Below are 15,971 nucleotides of genomic sequence, written 5' to 3' on the forward strand. Positions count from 1 at the left end.
GCACCCGGGATCCGCCGGCACCGCACACCACCTCCGGTGAATTCGCTTACCGGGTAAGCGAATTCACCGAACCCCCTGGTCCGGCACGCTCCACCCGGCCACGGGACACCTCCGTCCACGCCGAAGCCCACGCCGGAGCGCCGGGCCCGGTGGTCCGGACCCGGCGCGCGCGGGCGGGTGGCCGCGCTCAGACCCGGCGCGCCGCGACGGCCTCGATCTCGATCAGCGCCTCGGGCTGCCACAGCGCGGTGACCCCGACACCGGTCATGGCCGGGTAGGTCCGCCCGCACAGCTCCTTCCAGATCGCGCCGATCTCCCTGCCGCGGGCCTGGTAGCCCGGCACGTCGAGCAGGTAGATCCGGACCGACAGCAGGTCCGCGGGCTCGGAGCCCGCCGCGCGCAGGGCGGTGATCACGTTGGTCAGGGCCTGCCGGAACTGGTCGACGATGTCGCCGTCGACGATCGTGCCGGTCGCGTCCATCGCGGTCTGGCCGGAGAGGTGGACGGTGTCGCCGTGGCGGACGGCGTGGGTGAAACCGGACGGCCTCGCGAGGGTGTCCGGGTTGATGAGCTCGACGTCGGATGCGGTGCCGGTGGTCATGTCAGTGCTTCCCCTTCTTCGACGGGACGGTGGTGGGCAGCCCGGCCCCGGACAGCTGCTCCCGCAGGGCGGCGCCGTCCTCGTCGGCCAGGGCGGCGGACCGCAGCCGGGCGAGCACCGCCGCGGCGTCGGCACGGCCGCGCAGCTCGCCGGCGGCCCGGCAGAGCAGGGCGAAGCTGTCGTTGCCGTGGGCGTAGGTGGCTCCGTAGCCCTTGAGGACCTTCTGGCAGACGACGACCTCGGTGGCGAGATCGGTGTCCTCGGCGGCGATCCCGAGCGCGAGCGCCGTCCACGCCTCGATCGCCTTCTGCTCCTCGACGAACCGCAGCGACCGCGGCCGCAGCGGACGCATCCGCGCCATCGTCGCGAGCATCGCGTAGCCGGTCACCGAGGTGGTGTCGAGGACCATGCCCTCACGGGTGACCCGGTCGACGGTGCGGGTGAACGCCCGCGACCGGCGCAGCACCTTCCCGAGCCGGTACGGCAGCGTGTCGGTGATCTCCTCGGCCTGCGGGTGCAGGTACTCGCGCACCTGGGACAGCTGCGCCGAGGTCACCCGGGCCTCCTCACGCACCCGTTCGAGACGGCGCTTGCGGGTCTTCTGCAGCGCGACGTGGATCGTGTCCTGGTAACACATCCACAGCGCCAGGTGCCGGGCCGCCTCGGTGGTGAGGCGGGCGGCGCCGGCCCGGTCGGGGTCGACGGCGGCGAACGCGCGGACCCGTTCGAGGTATCGGGCGGCGTAGTCGAGGTCCTGGTAGACCCCGGTCCGCACGAGCCCGTGCAGGACCGTGGACCGCGCCGCGGCCGGCAGGTCGGCGACGGTGCGGGCGAGCGGCCGCAGGTCCTCCCCCACCAGGGACTCCGGGTCGGTGGCGGCGATGTCGTTGCGCCGCGCCTCCTCGCGCTCCTTGCGCTCCTCGGCGGAGACGGGGCGGGGCCCGATCGCGATGTCGACCGTCGCCGGCGCGCGGGGCGCGGGCGGGGCGGGGGCGAGCGCGGCGGTGGCGGCGTCGAACCCGCCCGCGAACGCGGCCAGGCTCGGCTCGACGCCCTTGCCGGCGTCGCGGATGGCCTGCTCGAAGCGGTCCCGGGAGAAGGGCAGCGCCCCCGACCCGGCGAGCGCCCCGAACAGCGCCGCGGAGATCACGCTGCGGTGTTCCTCGGCGATCGCGGCGAAGTCCGCGGCGACCAGGTGCCGCGCGGCGCGGCCCGCCGCGGCGACGAGCTCGTCGGAGTCGACGCGGCCGTCACCGAGGTGCATCTTCTCGTCGATGGAGTAGACGCGGTTCGTCGAGGTGATCAGCGTGGTGCGGTCGGGGGTGGCGAAGCCGCGTTGCACGGCGCGGCCGCACTCCATCAGCTCCGAGGCGACGACGACGTCGACCTCGCCGGGCGTCGGGAACACCGACAGCACCGGCTCGGCCCGGCCCGCGCCGTCGGCCGAGTCGCTCTCGGGCAGCGGAGGGTGCAGCTCGGCGTAGTAGACGGTCGCCCCGGTCCGCTGGGCGACGCCGGCGACCGAGGTGGTCTGCGCGTGGTAGCCGGCGGCCTCGGCGACGGCGACGACCCAGTCGGCGAGCACCCCGCCGCCCTCGCCGCCCATCGCGAGGATCGCGAGGGTGATCGGGCGGTTCCCGGCGTACCAGGACGCGGTGCCGGTCCGGGTCGGTGCGGGCATCACGGTGGGCATCAGGCTGCCTCCATCCGGGCGGCGCGGCGCTCCAGGCCGCGTCCGACGAGGGTGATCCACCAGGACCGGACGCGGGCGCGGACCCGCTCGCCGGCCGTGGGGTTGTCGACGACGTCGGTGCGGTAGAACGACGGGCACAGCACCGCCGCGTGGGCGTTGTTGCCGCAGACCCCGCACCCGACGCAGGAGTCGAGCACGGTCGCGATCGGGTCGGTGCGCAGCGGGTCCGGGTTGTCGGTGATCGTCAGCGACGGACAGCCGGAGATCCGGATGCAGGCGTGGTCGCCGGTGCAGGTCTCCGGGTCGACGCCGAATCGTTCGCGCACGACGCGCTCGCCGCGCTTGAGCCTGGCCGCGCGGTCCTTCTTGACCCGGCGCTGCCGGTTGAGCTGGCACTCCGACTGCATGACCAGCAGCTCGGGGCCGGGCTCCCTGCGGCGGAACGCCTTCAGGAAGGTGTCGCGGACGCGGGCCACGTCGTAGGTGTGGTCGATCGTGGTGGCGTTGGTGATGCCGAGCCCCCGGGCGGCCTTCTCGATGGGGTGCTTGGTCGAGCGGCGCTCGAGGTCGGCGTGGCTGGACAGCACGTCCTGCCCGCCGGTGGCGGCGGCGTAGTCGTTGTCGACGACCACCATGACCTGGTCGGACTTGTTGAACACCGCGTTCCCGACGCCGGACACGAGCCCGTTGTGCCAGAAGCCGCCGTCGCCCATGATCGACACGGGCCGCTTCTCGGCGCCGCCGCCGGCCAGCGCGGACGAGCCCGCGGCGCCCATGCCGTAGCCCATCGTCGTCGCGCCCAGGTCGAACGGGGCGTTGATGGCGAACAGGTGGCAGCCGATGTCGGCGGAGATCTGGTGCTGCCCGGTCTCGCGCTCGGCGAGCTTGAGGCCGGAGAAGATCGGGCGCTCCGGGCAGCCGGTGCACAGGCCCGGCGGGCGCGGGCGCACGACCTCGGCGGCGACCCGCGGCGCGAACGGGCTCGCCGGGTCGGCCGGGTCGCGCAGCAGCGACGGCCGGTGGGTGACGACGTCGGGGGCGTACTTGCCGAGGGACTGGTCCAGTCCGCGGGTGATGACCTGGGCGGTGTACTCGCCGCCCGCGGCCAGCATGTCCTTGCCGTGCAGCACGGTCGGGACGTCGGCACGGCGCAGGATCGCGTGCAGGTTCTGCTCGATGTAGTCGGGCTGCCCCTCCTCGACCATGATCACGGCGCGCTTGCCGGCGCAGAACTCGACGATCTCGGAGTCGACGACCGGGTAGGTCACGTTCATGACGTAGGTCGGGACGCGGGTGCGGCCGAGCGTGTCGGAGGCACCGAGCAGCTCCATCGACCGGTTCAGGGTGTTGTACAGCCCACCCTGGACGATGATGCCCACGTCGGAGGCGGTGCCGTCGCCGGGGAACAGCTCGTTGAGTCCGTGCTCCCGGATGAACTCGACCGCCCGGGGCCAGCGGTCCTCCAGCTTCTCCCGCTCGTGGGCGAACGACGCGGGCGGCAGCACGATCCGGTCGACGCTGCGCCGCGGGGCGTCCGCGGCCTGGGCGACGGTCATCGGCGGCCGCACGTTGTCCTTGGCGACGAACCCGCCGTGCAGGTGGCAGGACCGCAGCCGCAGCTCCAGGAAGACCGGGGTGTTCGACGCCTCGGACAGCGCGAACCCGGACTCCACCGCGTTCACGATCGCGGTCGTGTCGGCGCGCGGGTCGAGCAGCCACATCTGCGACTTCATCGCGAACGCGTGCACCCGCTCCTGCATGATCGAGGAGCCCTCGCCGTAGTCCTCGCCGAGGATCACCAACGCACCACCGGTGACCCCGCCCGAGGCGAGGTTGGCCAGGGCGTCGGAGGCGACGTTCGTGCCGACCGGGGACTTGAAGGTGATCGCGCCGCGCAGCGGGTGGTGCACCGACGCGGCCAGCATGGCCGCGGCCGTCGCCTCGGAGGCGGAGTTCTCGAACCGGACGTCGAGCTCGTCGAGGATCTCGCGGGCGTCGCCGAGGACGTCCATGAGGTGCGAGATCGGCGCGCCCTGGTAGCCGCCGACGTAGGCGACGCCGGACTGCAGCAACGCCTTCGTCACGGCCAGGATGCCTTCGACGTGCAGCGTCTCGCCGGCACCGGCGCGCAGCTTCTGCACCTCGGCGGCGAAGGACCGTTCGGCCATGGCCGTCCTCTCGTCGTGGTGGTCGTGGTGGTGGGTGTGGTCGTCGGCACCGACGCTAGGCACCGGATCGCGTGGCGCCTATCCCGTGGACGTGGTCGCTGTCCGATCGGCGCCGCGAGGCGGGTACGGGGGCGGGTACGGCGGTCAGACGCCCACGTCGGTCAGGTGCTCGAAGCGCAGTCCGAGGTCGGTGACGGCGACGGCCACCGAGGCGAGCGCGGCGCGCAGGTTCGCGGCGACGCAGGGCGAGAGGTCGTCGCGGCGCAGCGCGGCGACGATCCGGTCGTAGACGTCGAGCAGGGCCTGCTCGGCGTCGTCGAGCGGGACACCGAGCAGGTCCGTCGCCCGGTCGGCGGCGGCGCACGGGGCGGACGGCGCGGTGGTCGTGGCGGTGGTCGTGGTGGTGGTCGTGCTCATGGCGGGCTCCTCGCGGGTCGGGTCGGCGGCGGGCCCGGTCAGACGGCCGGACGCAGGTCGGTGAGCCGCTTGGCCTTCAGCTCGAAGCGGGGCAGCTCCCCGGTCGCGGCGCGGCGGACGTGGAAGCGCAGGCCCTCGTGCGCGTCGGCCAGCTCGGCCGCGACCCGCCCGGAGAGCAGGTCCCAGGCGGTGCCGTCGACGGTGGCCGCGGGTTCGAGCAGCAGCTCGATCTCGTCGCGGTCGCCGGGGCGGGAGATGCGGATCTGGAACTCCTCGATCCCGTCGAAGCCGCGCACGATCGCCTCGACGGCGCCGGGGTAGACGTTGGTGCCGCGGACGAGCTTCATGTCGTCGACTCGGCCGATGATCCCGCCCTGGTACAGGTCCCAGGTGCGCCCGGAGGTCGTCGCCGTGCCGGGGACCTTCACCACCAGGTCGGCGGTGCGGTAGCGCAGCAACGGGGTGGTCGAGCGCCCGAAGGAGGTGCAGACGCGCTCGCCGCGCTCGCCGTAGCCGACCTCGCGCCCGGTCTCGGGGTCGATCACCTCCTCCAGGAGGTGGTCCTCGATGACGTGGCAGCCGCCGGGCTGCTCGGCGGGGGTGAACATGACGATCGTCGACACCTCGGTCATGCCCGCGGTGTCGTAGGCCCGCGCGCCCCACTTCCGCTCGATCAGCGCCGTGGTCTCCGGGATCGACCCGGCGGGCTCGCCGGAGAGGATCACCCGGCGGACCGGGCCGTTCACCAGGTCGATGCCCAGCTCCTCGGCCTCGGCGGCCAGGCGCAGCGCGTAGGTCGGGGTGGACGCGACGACGGTCGCGCCGAAGTCGTGGATCTGGCGCACCCGCTGGGCGGTGGACTGCGCGCCGCCGGGGATGGTCAGCGCGCCGATCTTCTCCAGCCCGTTGTGCAGGCCCCAGAACCCGATGAACGAGCCGTAGCCGAACGCGACGTAGCCGACGTCGCGCGGGCGGACCCGGGCGCCCCACAGCGCGTAGCACCACATCTCCGCCGACCACGACCAGTCCTTGCGGGAGTCCAAGGCACGCAGCGGGGTGCGTCCGGAGGTGCCGGACGTGGTGTGCAGCCGGATCGCCGACTCCGGCCCGGTGACCGGCAGCTCGCCGAACGGCGGGTGCGTGTCCTGGGAAGCCATCCACTCCTCGCGGGTGAGGAACGGGATGCGCGCCAGGTCGTCGCGGGTGCGGATCCGGTCCGGGTCGACGCCGGCGAGGGTGCGCCGGTAGTACGGGCTGCGGTCCTTCGCCCAGGCCAGCACCCGGCGCAGCTTCGCGAGCTGCAGCTCGACGAGCTCCGCGCGCGGCATGAGCTCGGTCTTGGGGTTCCAGAACGGCTGGTCGGTCACGACGTCCCCTTCTCCCGGCGCAAGCCGTATGTCGCTGACGTGACGACAGTCATCACAGCACGGAACGGCGACTTCCGACAACCCCCGTCACCGAGGCACCCGGGGGACGAGATCAGCACGTCATGGCCGCGAAACGCGGACGCTGTCCACCTGACGCAGATGATCGCGGCGCGCTTGCCGCGACACCGTTCATCGTGTTTCAGTAGTTCTCGTCAAGAAATCGACACAACCGGAGGTCGGGATGCGCCTGGCGACCCTGCGCCGCGCGGACACCACCGTCGCCGCCGTCGCCGCCGACGGGCGGTGGGTGCCGCTGGGGTACCGCGACGTCGGTGCGCTGCTGGCCGACCCGGACGGCCCCGGCCGGGCCCGCGCCGTCGCCGCACCGGGGGCGGTCCCCGGGGGCGAGGACCTCGCCGCGGTCGTCCCGCACCCGGCGAAGGTGGTGTGCTGCGGGCACAACTACGCGGGACACATCCGCGAGATGGGCCGCGAGCTGCCCGCCCACCCGACGCTGTTCACCAAGTTCGCCGACACCCTCACCGGGCCCGCGGACACCGTGACGGTGCCGGACTGGGCCGAGGGCCTGGACTGGGAGGCCGAGCTCGCCGTCGTCGTCGGGGCACCGCTGCACCGCGCGGACCGCGACGAGGCGACCGCCGCGATCGCCGGGTACACCGCCGCGAACGACCTGTCGGTCCGCTCCTGGCAGCGCCACACCGGGCAGTGGCTGCCGGGCAAGGCGTTCGACGCCACCACCCCGCTCGGCCCGGTGCTCGTCACCCCCGACGAGCTGGACCCGGCCGCCGGCCTCGCGCTGACCTGCCGGGTCGGCGGCGAGCTCGTGCAGTCCGGCGACACCGCGGACCTGGTGTTCGACGCGCCCGCGCTGCTCGCCTACGTCTCGGCGTTCACCCGGCTGTCCCCCGGCGACGTCGTGCTCACCGGCACCCCCGCCGGGGTCGGCGCCGGGATGTCCCCGCCCCGCGCCCTGGCCGACGGCGACGTCGTCGAGGTCGAGCTGGCCGGCGTCGGCGTCCTGACCACCCCGATCCGCATCGAGAAGACCGGCACCGAGCACAGGGAGTGCGCATGAGTGAGCAGAGCAAGGACGCCACCGAGCTGGCCTGGTCGGCCGTCCCCGTCGTGACCCGGGCCGGGTCCGAGGACACCGGCACCGGCCAGTCCGGTGGCTGCGTCCGTGTCTCCGGCGTGTCACCGCAGCACACCCCGGCCACCCGGATCTGGTTCGGCCGGGTCTCCAACGAGCCGGGCTACCGCTCGCTGCCGCACCACCACGGCGAGGCCGAGACCGGCGGCTACGTGCTGTCCGGCACCGGCCGCATCTGGTACGGCGAGAACTACGAGCAGTGGATCGAGATGACCGAGGGCGACTTCGTGTTCGTCCCGCCGTTCATGCCGCACGTCGAGGGCAACATGTCGACCACCGAGGAACTGGTGTGGCTGACCTGCCGGACGCCGGACAACATCGTCGTCAACCTCCCCGAGGTCGACGACGCGAGCCTCGAGGGATACCGCCGCGCATGAGCACCGAGCACACCACCCCCATGCCCGCGGACACCGAGCGGTCGGTCGCCCCGCTGCTCGCCGCCCTGGACCTGCAGAAGGACGGCGACGACGCGTTCCTCGCCCGCCACCAGGTCATCCCGTCGGGCCGCGCCTACGGCGGCGAGCTCGTCGCACAGGCCGAGCGGGCCATGACCCTCACCGTCGGCGAGGACCGCCGCGTCGCGAACCTGCACGGCTACTTCCTGCGCGCCGGCGACGTGCACACGCAGACCCGCTGGGAGGTCGAGCGCGTCCGCGACGGCCGCGGCTTCTCCCACCGCGCGGTGCGCGGCCTGCAGGGCGGCAAGGAGATCTTCCGGGCGATGGCCCAGTTCGCGGTGCCCACCGCGGGCGCCGTCGAGCACTCCGACACGCTGCCGCCCGAGGCGGGTGACCCGAGCGAGCTGCCGAGCACCGCCGACGTGCTCGTCGGCGCGGACACCCGCGACGCCGAGTACTGGCGCTTCCACCGCGGCTTCGACATCCGGCACTCCCCCTCGGCGCTCTACACCGACGCCGGCGGCGAGCGCGTCGCCCGGCAGACCGTGTGGCTGAAGGCCTGGGAACGGCTGCCCGACGACCCGGCGATCCACCGCAGCGCCCTGGCCTACGTCTGCGACTACACCCTGCTCGAGCCGATCCTGCGCCGCCACGGCTCGGCCTGGGCCGACGACGGCGTCGTCACCGCCAGCCTCGACCACGCCATGTGGTGGCACCACGACGGCCGCATGGACTCCTGGGTCGCACTGGTCCAGACCTCCCCGGTCGCCACCCGCGGCACCGGGCTCGGCACCGCCCGCCTCTACTCCGCCGACGGCCGGCTGCTGGCCTCGGTCGTCCAGGAAGGACTGGTGAGTCTCCCGTGAGCTCTCCCGTGAGCGCCGCAGCCTAGAAGATCGTCTCCGTCGGTGGCGGCCCCGGTGGACTGTTCTCGGCGATCCTGCTCAAGAAGTCCGACCCGTCACGCGAGGTGGTGGTCTACGAGCGCAACCGCGCCGACGACACCTTCGGCTTCGGCGTCGTGTTCTCCGAGGAGACGCTGGACAACATCCGCGCCGCCGACCCGGAGTCGCTCGACCGCATCGCCGCGGAGTTCCGGCACTGGTCGGCGATCGACGTCGACGTCCTCGGGGTCCGCGAGCGCAGCGACGGGCACGCCTTCGCCGCGCTGGAGCGCAAGCGGCTGCTCGGCATCCTCGGCGAGCGGGCCGCGGAGCTCGGGGTCGACCTGCGCTTCTCCACCGAGGCGCCGGACCTGGACACCCTGCGCCGCGACCACGACCTGGTCATCGCCGCCGACGGCGTGAACTCCCGCATCCGCGAGGCGCTGGCCGAGGAGTTCCGGCCCACCCTGGACCGGCGGACCGCCCAGTACGTCTGGTTCGCCACCACCCGGCCGTTCGACTGCTTCACCTTCCAGTTCGTCGAGACCAGGTTCGGGCTGTTCTGGGCGCACATCTACCCGTTCGACGGCGAGCGCTCCACCTTCATCGTCGAGACCGACTCCGACACCTGGGAGCGGGCCGGGCTCGCGGAGTTCGCCGCCGCCGAGCGCAGGCCCGGCGAGAACGACGAGCGCTCCCTGCGCTTCTGCGAGGAGGTCTTCGCCGACCTGCTCGACGGCCACGGCCTGATCGGCAACAACTCCGGCTGGCTGTCCTTCGGCGTGCTGCGCAGCGGGTCCTGGCGCGCCGGGAACGTGGCGCTCGTCGGCGACGCCGCGCACACCGCGCACTTCTCCATCGGCTCGGGCACCAAGCTCGCGCTGGAGGACGCGATCGGGCTGGTCGGCGCGGTGGACCGGGAACCGACCGTCGAGGCCGCGCTCAAGGCCTACCAGGAGGACCGCAAGCCGGTCGTCGAGTCGCTGCAGCGCTCCGCGCAGACCAGCCTGGAGTGGTTCGAGGGCGTGCGCCGCTACCGTGGCCTGGCCCCCGAGCAGTTCGTGTTCCAGCTGCTCACCCGCTCGCAGCGGGTCACCTACGACAATCTCAAGCTGCGCGACGCCGGCTACGTCGGCCGGGTCGACGCCTGGCTCGCCGACCGCACCCGCGAGCTGGGCTGCGACGTCGAGACCGGGACCCCGCCGATGTTCCACCCCTACCGGCTGCGCGGCATGACCCTGGCGAACCGGATCGTCGTCTCGCCGATGGCACAGTACTCCGCCGTGGACGGCGTGCCGACCGACTGGCACCTCGTGCACCTCGGCGGGCGGGCGCAGGGCGGCGCCGGGCTCGTCATGACGGAGATGATCTGCACCTCCGCCGACGGCCGGATCACCCCCGGCTGCCCCGGCCTGTACACCGACGACCAGCGGGACGCCTGGGCACGCGTCGTGCGCTTCGTGCACGAGAACACCGGCGCGAAGATCGCCGCCCAGATCGGCCACGCCGGGCGCAAGGGCTCGACGAAGGTCATGTGGGAGGGCATCGACGAGCCCCTCCCCGACGGCAACTGGGAGATCCTGGCGCCGTCGCCGGTGCGCTACCGGCCCGACAGCCAGGTCCCGCGCGAGGCGACCGAGGCCGACCTCGACCTGGTCGTCGCCGACCACGTCGCCGCGGCCCGCCGCGCCGCCGACGCCGGGTTCGACATGATCGAGCTGCACTTCGCGCACGGGTACCTGGTGTCGAGCTTCCTGTCCCCGGTGTCGAACCGGCGGACCGACTCCTACGGCGGCAGCCTGACGAACCGGGCCCGCCTGGGCCTGCGGATCCTCGACGCCGTGCGCGAGGTGTGGCCGGCCGACCGGCCGATCAGCGTCCGGATCAGCGCCACCGACTGGGTCGAGGGCGGTTTCGACGGCGACGACGCGGTGGCCCTGGCCCCGATGCTGCACGCGCACGGCGCGGACATCGTCGACGTCTCGACCGGCCAGACCAGCACCGAGGCGAGGCCGCGCTACGGGCGGCTCTACCAGACGCCGTTCGCCGACCGGATCCGGCAGGAGACCGGTGTCCCGACGATCACCGTCGGCGCGGTGTCCAGCGTCGAGGATGCGAACACGATCATCGCCTCCGGCCGGGCGGACCTGTGTGCCATCGCCCGTCCGCACCTGGTGGACCCGTACTGGACGCTGAACGCGGCCCTCGACCAGGACTTCCGCGGGCACGCGATCCCGAAGCAGTACCGGTCGGGGCTCTCGGCGCGGCGCCGCGCACAGGAGCCGTGAGCCGCGTCCTGCCCCTGCGGGTGCCGCGCGGACGCCGACGGGCCGGGCCGGGCGCGTCGGTGCTCCGGGCTCATCGCGCGACCTCCTCGGCCAGCGCGGTCATGCCCGCCGCGACCTCGGCGAACGACGTCGACAGCGGTGCGAGCCCGATCCGGATGCCGTCCGGGGCGCGGAAGTCGCCGATCACGCCGCGCTCCCACAGCCGGGCGTTGACCTCGGCGAAGTCGGACCGGCGCAATGTGACGTGCCCGCCGCGGCGGTCGGGGTCGCGCGGTGAGGCGACCTGTACACCGTGCCGGGCGAGCAGGGTGTCGGCCAGGTCGAGTGCGAACGCCGTCAGCCGCAGCGACTTCGCCCGGACCGCGTCGATCCCGGCCTCGGCGAGCAGCTCCACGCCGCACTCCAGCGGCACCGAGGCCAGCACCGGCGGGGTGCCGGACAACAGCGCCCGCACGTCGGGCGCGGGCTCGTGGCCGGGGCCCATCGCGAACGGGGCGCGGTGGCCGAACCAGCCGGTGATCGGCTGGCGCAGCGCGCCGGTGTGCCGGGCGGCGAGGTAGCCGAACGCGGGCGCGCCCGGCCCGCCGTTCAGGTACTTGTAGCCGCAGCCGACCGCGAGGTCGGCGCCCCAGGCGTCGAGCTCGACCGGGACCGAGCCGACCGAGTGCGACAGGTCCCAGAGCACCAGGGCGCCGGCGTCGCGCGCGACCCGGGTGATCGCGGGGCCGTCGGCGAGGAACCCGGACCGGTAGGCGACGTGGGACAGCAGCACCAGCGCGGTGCGCGGCCCGACGGCCGCCGCGACCTGCTCCGGGGTCACCCCGGCGGCCGGGTCGGACTCGATCCAGCGCAGCGACGCGCCGCGCTCGGCGGCGATGCCCTCGACCACGTAGCGGTCGGTCGGGAAGTTGTCGGTGTCGACGACGATCTCGTCCCGGCCGTGCGCCGCGCGCTCGTCCAGGGCGGCGCGGGCCAGCTTGTAGAGCAGCACCGTGGTGGAGTCGGCGACGACGACCTGCCCCGGCCCCGCCCCCAGCGCGGCGGCGCCGATCCGGTCGCCGAGGGTGCGCGGACGGTCGATCCAGCCCTCGTCCCAGCCGCGGATCAGCCGGGTGCCCCAGTCCGCGCGGACGAAGCGCTCCATCCGCTCGGCAGCCGCGCGCAGCGGGCGGCCGAGGGAGTTGCCGTCGAGGTAGGCGACGACGCCGTCGGCGGGCAGGAACCGCTCCCGGAGGGCGGCGAGCGGGTCCTCGGCGTCGAGGCGGGCGGCGACGGACGCCGGGCCGGGGTGGACGGTCACGGGGCCCATCCTGCCGGGTTCCGGACCCTAGCCGCGCCAGCGGCGCTCGTAGCGTTCCCGCGCGGCCTCGCGGGTCCCCTCGTCGGCCTTCTCGCGCACCGCGGCGGCGTGCCCCACCGGGTACCCCGCCTTAGCGACGCGGTGCTCGGCGGACTCGTACATGTAGGCGAGCGAGTAGAAGTAGCCGAGGATCGCCCCGGCCAGCACCGACAGCGCCCGGACGTACACCGGGCCGGGGATCAGCAGGTAGAGCAGCACGCCGATCGGCAGCAGCTGCACGGTGGTGCGCACCAGGTGACGCAGCTGCCAGGTCCGGGTGGTGACGTCGTGCAGGACCCAGCCCCGGAACCGGGAGGGCAGCCCGGCGCCGTAGGCGTAGGCCAGCCACTGGACGGGGTTCGGCCGCTGATCCATTGTTGGTCCCCCAATTCTTGGTGCACCAACAATGTACGATGGGTGCCATGCCGAGCGCATCCCCGGGTGACGACGACCTCCTCCGGCTCGACCGTCAGGTCTGCTTCGCCCTCGCCGTCGCGGCCCGCAACGTCATCGCGCTGTACCGGCCGCTGCTGGAGCCGATGGGGCTGACCCACCCGCAGTACCTGGTGCTGCTCGCACTGTGGGAGCGCTCCCCGCGCTCGCTCGGCGACCTGGCCCGGGAGCTCGCGCTCGACCCCGGCACGCTGTCGCCGCTGCTCAAGCGGCTCGAGGCCGCGGGCCTGGTCGACCGGCGCCGGGTCCCGGGTGACGAGCGGACGATGGCGGTGTCGCTCACCGACGCCGGGTGGGCGCTGCGGGCGCGGGCCGAGGCGATCCCGGCGGCGATCGTGGACCGGCTCGGGATGCCGCTGCCGGAGCTGGAGGAGCTGCGGACGGTGCTGGACCGGGTGATCGCCGCGTCGCGCGGCTGACCGGGGCGGTGGTGCGGGACCGGTCGCCGGCCGTACCGTCTCCGCCGTGCTGATGACCGCAGGCAAGGCCGTCCTGCTCCTGGTCGACCTGCAGGAGCGCCTGGTCCCCGCGATGCACGACGGCGATCGCGTCGTCGAGCGCGCCGCCCGGCTCGCCGAGGCCGCGACCCTGCTGGAGGTCCCGGTGCTGGCCACCGAGCAGGTCCCGGAGAAGCTCGGCCCGACCGTCGAGCGGCTCGCCGGCCTGCCGCACCTGGTGATGCCCAAGACCCGCTTCGCCGCCGACGACGGCGTGCTGTTCCCGCCCGGCCGCACCGAGATCGTCGTCGCCGGGGTGGAGGCGCACGTCTGCGTGCTGCAGACCGTGCTGGAGCTGCGCGCCGAGGACCGCCGGGTGGTGGTCGTCGCCGACGCCGTCGGGTCCCGGTTCCCGCAGGACGAGCAGCTGGCGCTGGAGCGGGCGCGCTCGGCCGGGGCGGAGGTCGTCACCTCGGAGATGGTGCTGTTCGAGTGGCTGCGCGACGCCGCGCATCCGCGCTTCCGCGAGGTCCAGAAGCTGCTGAAGTAGGCGCGTCACCCGTTGCGGGGCTGCAGGTAGGCCGGGTCCGGGTCGGGCAGCGGCACGTCGGCCCGCCCGGCGACCAGCGGGTCGACAGCGGCGAAGAACGGCGGCGCCGCGACGGTCCCGCCGAACGCGCCGTGCCCGCAGTCGCCGAGGTGCACGGGGTCGCCGGGGCAGATCTCCGACGGGTTCGGGCCGTCGGCGAACACCATCGAGGACCCCGCCACGCCGTCGATGCCGCCGGTGGCCCCGACGAACGCGACCGACTCCGAGGAGTTCGTCGTGCCGGTCTTGCCGATCGTGGGGCGCGTCCAGCCCTCGGCCCGCGCCGCGGCCGCCGAGGTGCCGGTCACGGTGTCGCCACCGAGCCCGGCGGCCAGGGTGTGCGCGACGCCGGGGGCGACGGCCTGCTCGCAGGCGGGCCGGTTCACCGGCACCGCCGCACCGTCGCGGCCGGTCACCGACAGCACCGCGTCCGGGGCGCACCAGACGCCGTCGCTCTGGATCGTCGCCGCGACGTTCGCCTCCTCCAGCGTGGACACCGGGCTGACCCCGAGGGTGAACGACGGGAGGTCCGCGAAGAACTGCGACTGCGGCTGGGAGATCCGCGCGTCCGGCGACGAGGGGTCCGGCGTCCCGCCCACCGCGTTCGACGCGAGGGTGTCGCGCAGCCCGAGCCGGCGCGCCATGTCCACCACCCGGGGGATCCCGGTGCGTTCCTCGAGGTCGACGAACGCGGTGTTCGGCGAGGTCGCGAGCGCGACGGGCAGCGGGATCGGGTCCGGGTAGTTCGGGGTGTCGTTGCTGACGGGGTAGCAGCTGCTCCCCGCGCCGGGGAAGCACGCCGAGGCCGGGTCGGGCAGCGTGCTGTCGTAGCCGACGGTGCCCGCCTCCAGTGCCGCGGCGGTGGTGAAGATCTTGAAGGTGGAACCGGCACCGAAGACGTTCGACGGCGCGGCGACGAGGTCGCGCGTGGTGTCGCCGGCCGCGGCGTCGGTGCCGGGCCGGCGGTTGGCGACCATGGCGAGGATCTGGTGGTCGCCGGTGGCGGCGTCGCCGTGGCCGGGCCGGATCAGCGCCAGGGTGTTGGCGACGCCGTCCTGGGTGCGCGGCACGTTCGCGTCGACCGCCTGCTGCGCCGACGCCGTCGCGGCCGGGTCGAGGGTGGTGCGGATCGTGTAGCCGCCGGTGTCGAGCTGCTGCTCGGTGAACCCCGCCTTCTCCAGCTCGGACACCGCGTACTCGCAGAGGAACCCGGCGCCGTCGGTGGCGCCGTAACAGTTGTGCCCGGGGACCTGCGGCCCGCCGGGGCGCACCCCGAGCGGCGCGGCCGTGGCCTCGGCAGCCTGGACCGGGGTGAGCGACCCGGCGTCGCGCATCGCCGCGATCACGGTGTTGCGCCGGTCGGTCGCGGCCTGCGGGTGGCGGAACGGGTCGAACAGGGTGGGGTTGTTGACCGCGCCCGCGAGCAGCGCGGCCTGCGGGACCGTCAGGTGCGCGGCGTCGGTGCCGAACCAGGCGCGCGCGGCGGCCTCGACGCCGTAGACGTTGCCGGTGAACTCGACGGTGTTGAGGTACCCGGCGAGCACGTCCTGCTTGGACGTGCTGTGCGCCAGGCGCTGGGCGAGCACCGCCTCGCGGATCTTGCGGGTCGGGGTGTCGGCGTGGTCGGCCCGCTGGGCGGCGGGGTCGTCGCGGTCGACGACGTCGATCAGCCAGTTCTTCACGTACTGCTGGGTGATGGTGGAGCCGCCCTGCACGGCGCCGCCCGCGGCGTCGGTGACCAGTGCGCGCAGGGTGCCGACGGGGTCCACCCCGGACTCGTCGAAGAACCGGCGGTCCTCGACGTCGACGATCGCGGCGACCATCGACGGGGAGATCCGGTCGTAGGGGACGGGGATCCGGTACTGCTCGTCGAGGTAGGCGATCGGGGTGCCGTCGCGGTCGGTGAGGACCGTCGCCGCGGGCAGCGACGCCGCGTTCGGCAGGTCGCCGGTCGTCCCCGGCGGCACGACCGAGGCGACGGCGGCGACGCCCGCCGCGGCGGGGGCCGCGCACCCGGCGAGGACGAGCCCGCCGGCCAGGATCCCGATCCCGAGCCGCCGCAGCACCGACGGGTCCGGGCGGCGCCACCGTCGCCCGGTGCGGGTCTCCCGGAGACGGTCGTTCCAGTGCTGTGCGATCAGGCGTTCCCCCACGCGGGCGATTGTG

At 74.0% G+C, this 15,971-nt stretch carries 14 protein-coding genes; 6 read left to right on the forward strand and 8 right to left on the reverse strand.

Annotated features, from left to right (window positions below):
- Positions 1-187 precede the first annotated feature (187 nt).
- From Ae717Ps2_RS17910 to Ae717Ps2_RS17930, 5 genes are all read right to left on the reverse strand, one after another.
- On the reverse strand, positions 188-601 hold the full coding sequence (locus Ae717Ps2_RS17910) for a RidA family protein (protein ID WP_020625041.1): 414 nt from the start codon (positions 599-601) through the stop codon (positions 188-190).
- 1 nt (position 602) lies between these two features.
- Positions 603-2,294 carry an indolepyruvate oxidoreductase subunit beta family protein gene (locus tag Ae717Ps2_RS17915; protein ID WP_198932204.1) on the reverse strand — a complete coding sequence of 564 codons (1,692 nt, stop codon included), beginning with the start codon at positions 2,292-2,294 and terminating at the stop codon, positions 603-605.
- Positions 2,294-4,525, reverse strand: coding sequence for an indolepyruvate ferredoxin oxidoreductase subunit alpha (locus Ae717Ps2_RS17920; RefSeq protein WP_198932205.1), 2,232 nt, complete (start codon positions 4,523-4,525; stop codon positions 2,294-2,296). The genes Ae717Ps2_RS17915 and Ae717Ps2_RS17920 overlap by 1 nt, the downstream gene beginning before the upstream one ends.
- 81 nt (positions 4,526-4,606) lie before the next feature.
- Positions 4,607-4,879: a hypothetical protein gene (locus tag Ae717Ps2_RS17925; RefSeq protein WP_075333631.1), complete on the reverse strand. Its 273-nt coding sequence runs from the start codon at positions 4,877-4,879 to the stop codon at positions 4,607-4,609.
- Between the two features lie 38 nt (positions 4,880-4,917).
- The gene (locus Ae717Ps2_RS17930) at positions 4,918-6,246 is read right to left on the reverse strand and encodes a phenylacetate--CoA ligase family protein (RefSeq protein ID WP_083695731.1); all 1,329 of its coding nucleotides are present in this window, start codon (positions 6,244-6,246) and stop codon (positions 4,918-4,920) included.
- A 241-nt stretch (positions 6,247-6,487) separates the two neighbouring features.
- On the opposite strand from Ae717Ps2_RS17930, the gene Ae717Ps2_RS17935 reads away from it, so the two are divergent.
- From Ae717Ps2_RS17935 to Ae717Ps2_RS17950, 4 genes are all read left to right on the forward strand, one after another.
- Positions 6,488-7,342, forward strand: a complete 855-nt coding sequence (locus tag Ae717Ps2_RS17935; protein WP_075307488.1) for a fumarylacetoacetate hydrolase family protein — start codon at positions 6,488-6,490, stop codon at positions 7,340-7,342.
- The gene (locus Ae717Ps2_RS17940) at positions 7,339-7,794 is read left to right on the forward strand and encodes a cupin domain-containing protein (RefSeq protein WP_075312102.1); all 456 of its coding nucleotides are present in this window, start codon (positions 7,339-7,341) and stop codon (positions 7,792-7,794) included. Before Ae717Ps2_RS17935 ends, Ae717Ps2_RS17940 begins: the two co-directional genes overlap by 4 nt.
- A complete protein-coding gene (locus Ae717Ps2_RS17945) occupies positions 7,791-8,681 on the forward strand; it encodes an acyl-CoA thioesterase II (protein WP_082375496.1) in 891 nt (296 codons plus the stop codon). Before Ae717Ps2_RS17940 ends, Ae717Ps2_RS17945 begins: the two co-directional genes overlap by 4 nt.
- Positions 8,682-8,755: 74 nt before the next feature.
- Complete coding sequence (locus Ae717Ps2_RS17950) at positions 8,756-10,987, forward strand: bifunctional salicylyl-CoA 5-hydroxylase/oxidoreductase (RefSeq protein ID WP_233147783.1); 2,232 nt, start codon at positions 8,756-8,758, stop codon at positions 10,985-10,987.
- A gap of 70 nt (positions 10,988-11,057) precedes the next feature.
- Here the strand turns inward: Ae717Ps2_RS17950 and Ae717Ps2_RS17955 are convergent, their stop codons facing one another.
- Complete coding sequence (locus tag Ae717Ps2_RS17955; RefSeq protein WP_233147610.1) at positions 11,058-12,287, reverse strand: kynureninase; 1,230 nt, start codon at positions 12,285-12,287, stop codon at positions 11,058-11,060.
- A 27-nt stretch (positions 12,288-12,314) separates the two neighbouring features.
- Positions 12,315-12,701, reverse strand: coding sequence for a DUF5313 family protein (locus Ae717Ps2_RS17960; protein ID WP_020625051.1), 387 nt, complete (start codon positions 12,699-12,701; stop codon positions 12,315-12,317).
- Between the two features lie 47 nt (positions 12,702-12,748).
- Between Ae717Ps2_RS17960 and Ae717Ps2_RS17965 the strand changes: the two genes are divergently transcribed.
- Both Ae717Ps2_RS17965 and Ae717Ps2_RS17970 read left to right on the forward strand, forming a co-directional pair.
- Positions 12,749-13,198, forward strand: a complete 450-nt coding sequence (locus Ae717Ps2_RS17965) for a MarR family winged helix-turn-helix transcriptional regulator (protein WP_020625052.1) — start codon at positions 12,749-12,751, stop codon at positions 13,196-13,198.
- A 52-nt stretch (positions 13,199-13,250) separates the two neighbouring features.
- Complete coding sequence (locus Ae717Ps2_RS17970; protein WP_170918331.1) at positions 13,251-13,766, forward strand: isochorismatase family protein; 516 nt, start codon at positions 13,251-13,253, stop codon at positions 13,764-13,766.
- A gap of 5 nt (positions 13,767-13,771) precedes the next feature.
- Here the strand turns inward: Ae717Ps2_RS17970 and Ae717Ps2_RS17975 are convergent, their stop codons facing one another.
- Positions 13,772-15,958, reverse strand: coding sequence for a transglycosylase domain-containing protein (locus Ae717Ps2_RS17975; RefSeq protein WP_233147611.1), 2,187 nt, complete (start codon positions 15,956-15,958; stop codon positions 13,772-13,774).
- Positions 15,959-15,971 lie beyond the last annotated feature (13 nt).

The organism is Pseudonocardia sp. Ae717_Ps2, from assembly GCF_001932475.1.
GTDB lineage: Bacteria > Actinomycetota > Actinomycetes > Mycobacteriales > Pseudonocardiaceae > Pseudonocardia.

Excerpts from the sequence above, each read along its gene's own strand:
- Ae717Ps2_RS17945 (WP_082375496.1), top strand. The coding sequence starts at position 7,791 with ATGAGCACCGAGCACACCACCCCCATGCCCGCGGACACCGAGCGGTCG.
- Ae717Ps2_RS17915 (WP_198932204.1), bottom strand. The coding sequence starts at position 2,294 with ATGCCCACCGTGATGCCCGCACCGACCCGGACCGGCACCGCGTCCTGG.
- Ae717Ps2_RS17925 (WP_075333631.1), bottom strand. The coding sequence starts at position 4,879 with ATGAGCACGACCACCACCACGACCACCGCCACGACCACCGCGCCGTCC.
- Ae717Ps2_RS17935 (WP_075307488.1), top strand. The coding sequence starts at position 6,488 with ATGCGCCTGGCGACCCTGCGCCGCGCGGACACCACCGTCGCCGCCGTC.
- Ae717Ps2_RS17960 (WP_020625051.1), bottom strand. The coding sequence starts at position 12,701 with ATGGATCAGCGGCCGAACCCCGTCCAGTGGCTGGCCTACGCCTACGGC.
- Ae717Ps2_RS17965 (WP_020625052.1), top strand. The coding sequence starts at position 12,749 with ATGCCGAGCGCATCCCCGGGTGACGACGACCTCCTCCGGCTCGACCGT.
- Ae717Ps2_RS17910 (WP_020625041.1), bottom strand. The coding sequence starts at position 601 with ATGACCACCGGCACCGCATCCGACGTCGAGCTCATCAACCCGGACACC.
- Ae717Ps2_RS17940 (WP_075312102.1), top strand. The coding sequence starts at position 7,339 with ATGAGTGAGCAGAGCAAGGACGCCACCGAGCTGGCCTGGTCGGCCGTC.
- Ae717Ps2_RS17970 (WP_170918331.1), top strand. The coding sequence starts at position 13,251 with ATGACCGCAGGCAAGGCCGTCCTGCTCCTGGTCGACCTGCAGGAGCGC.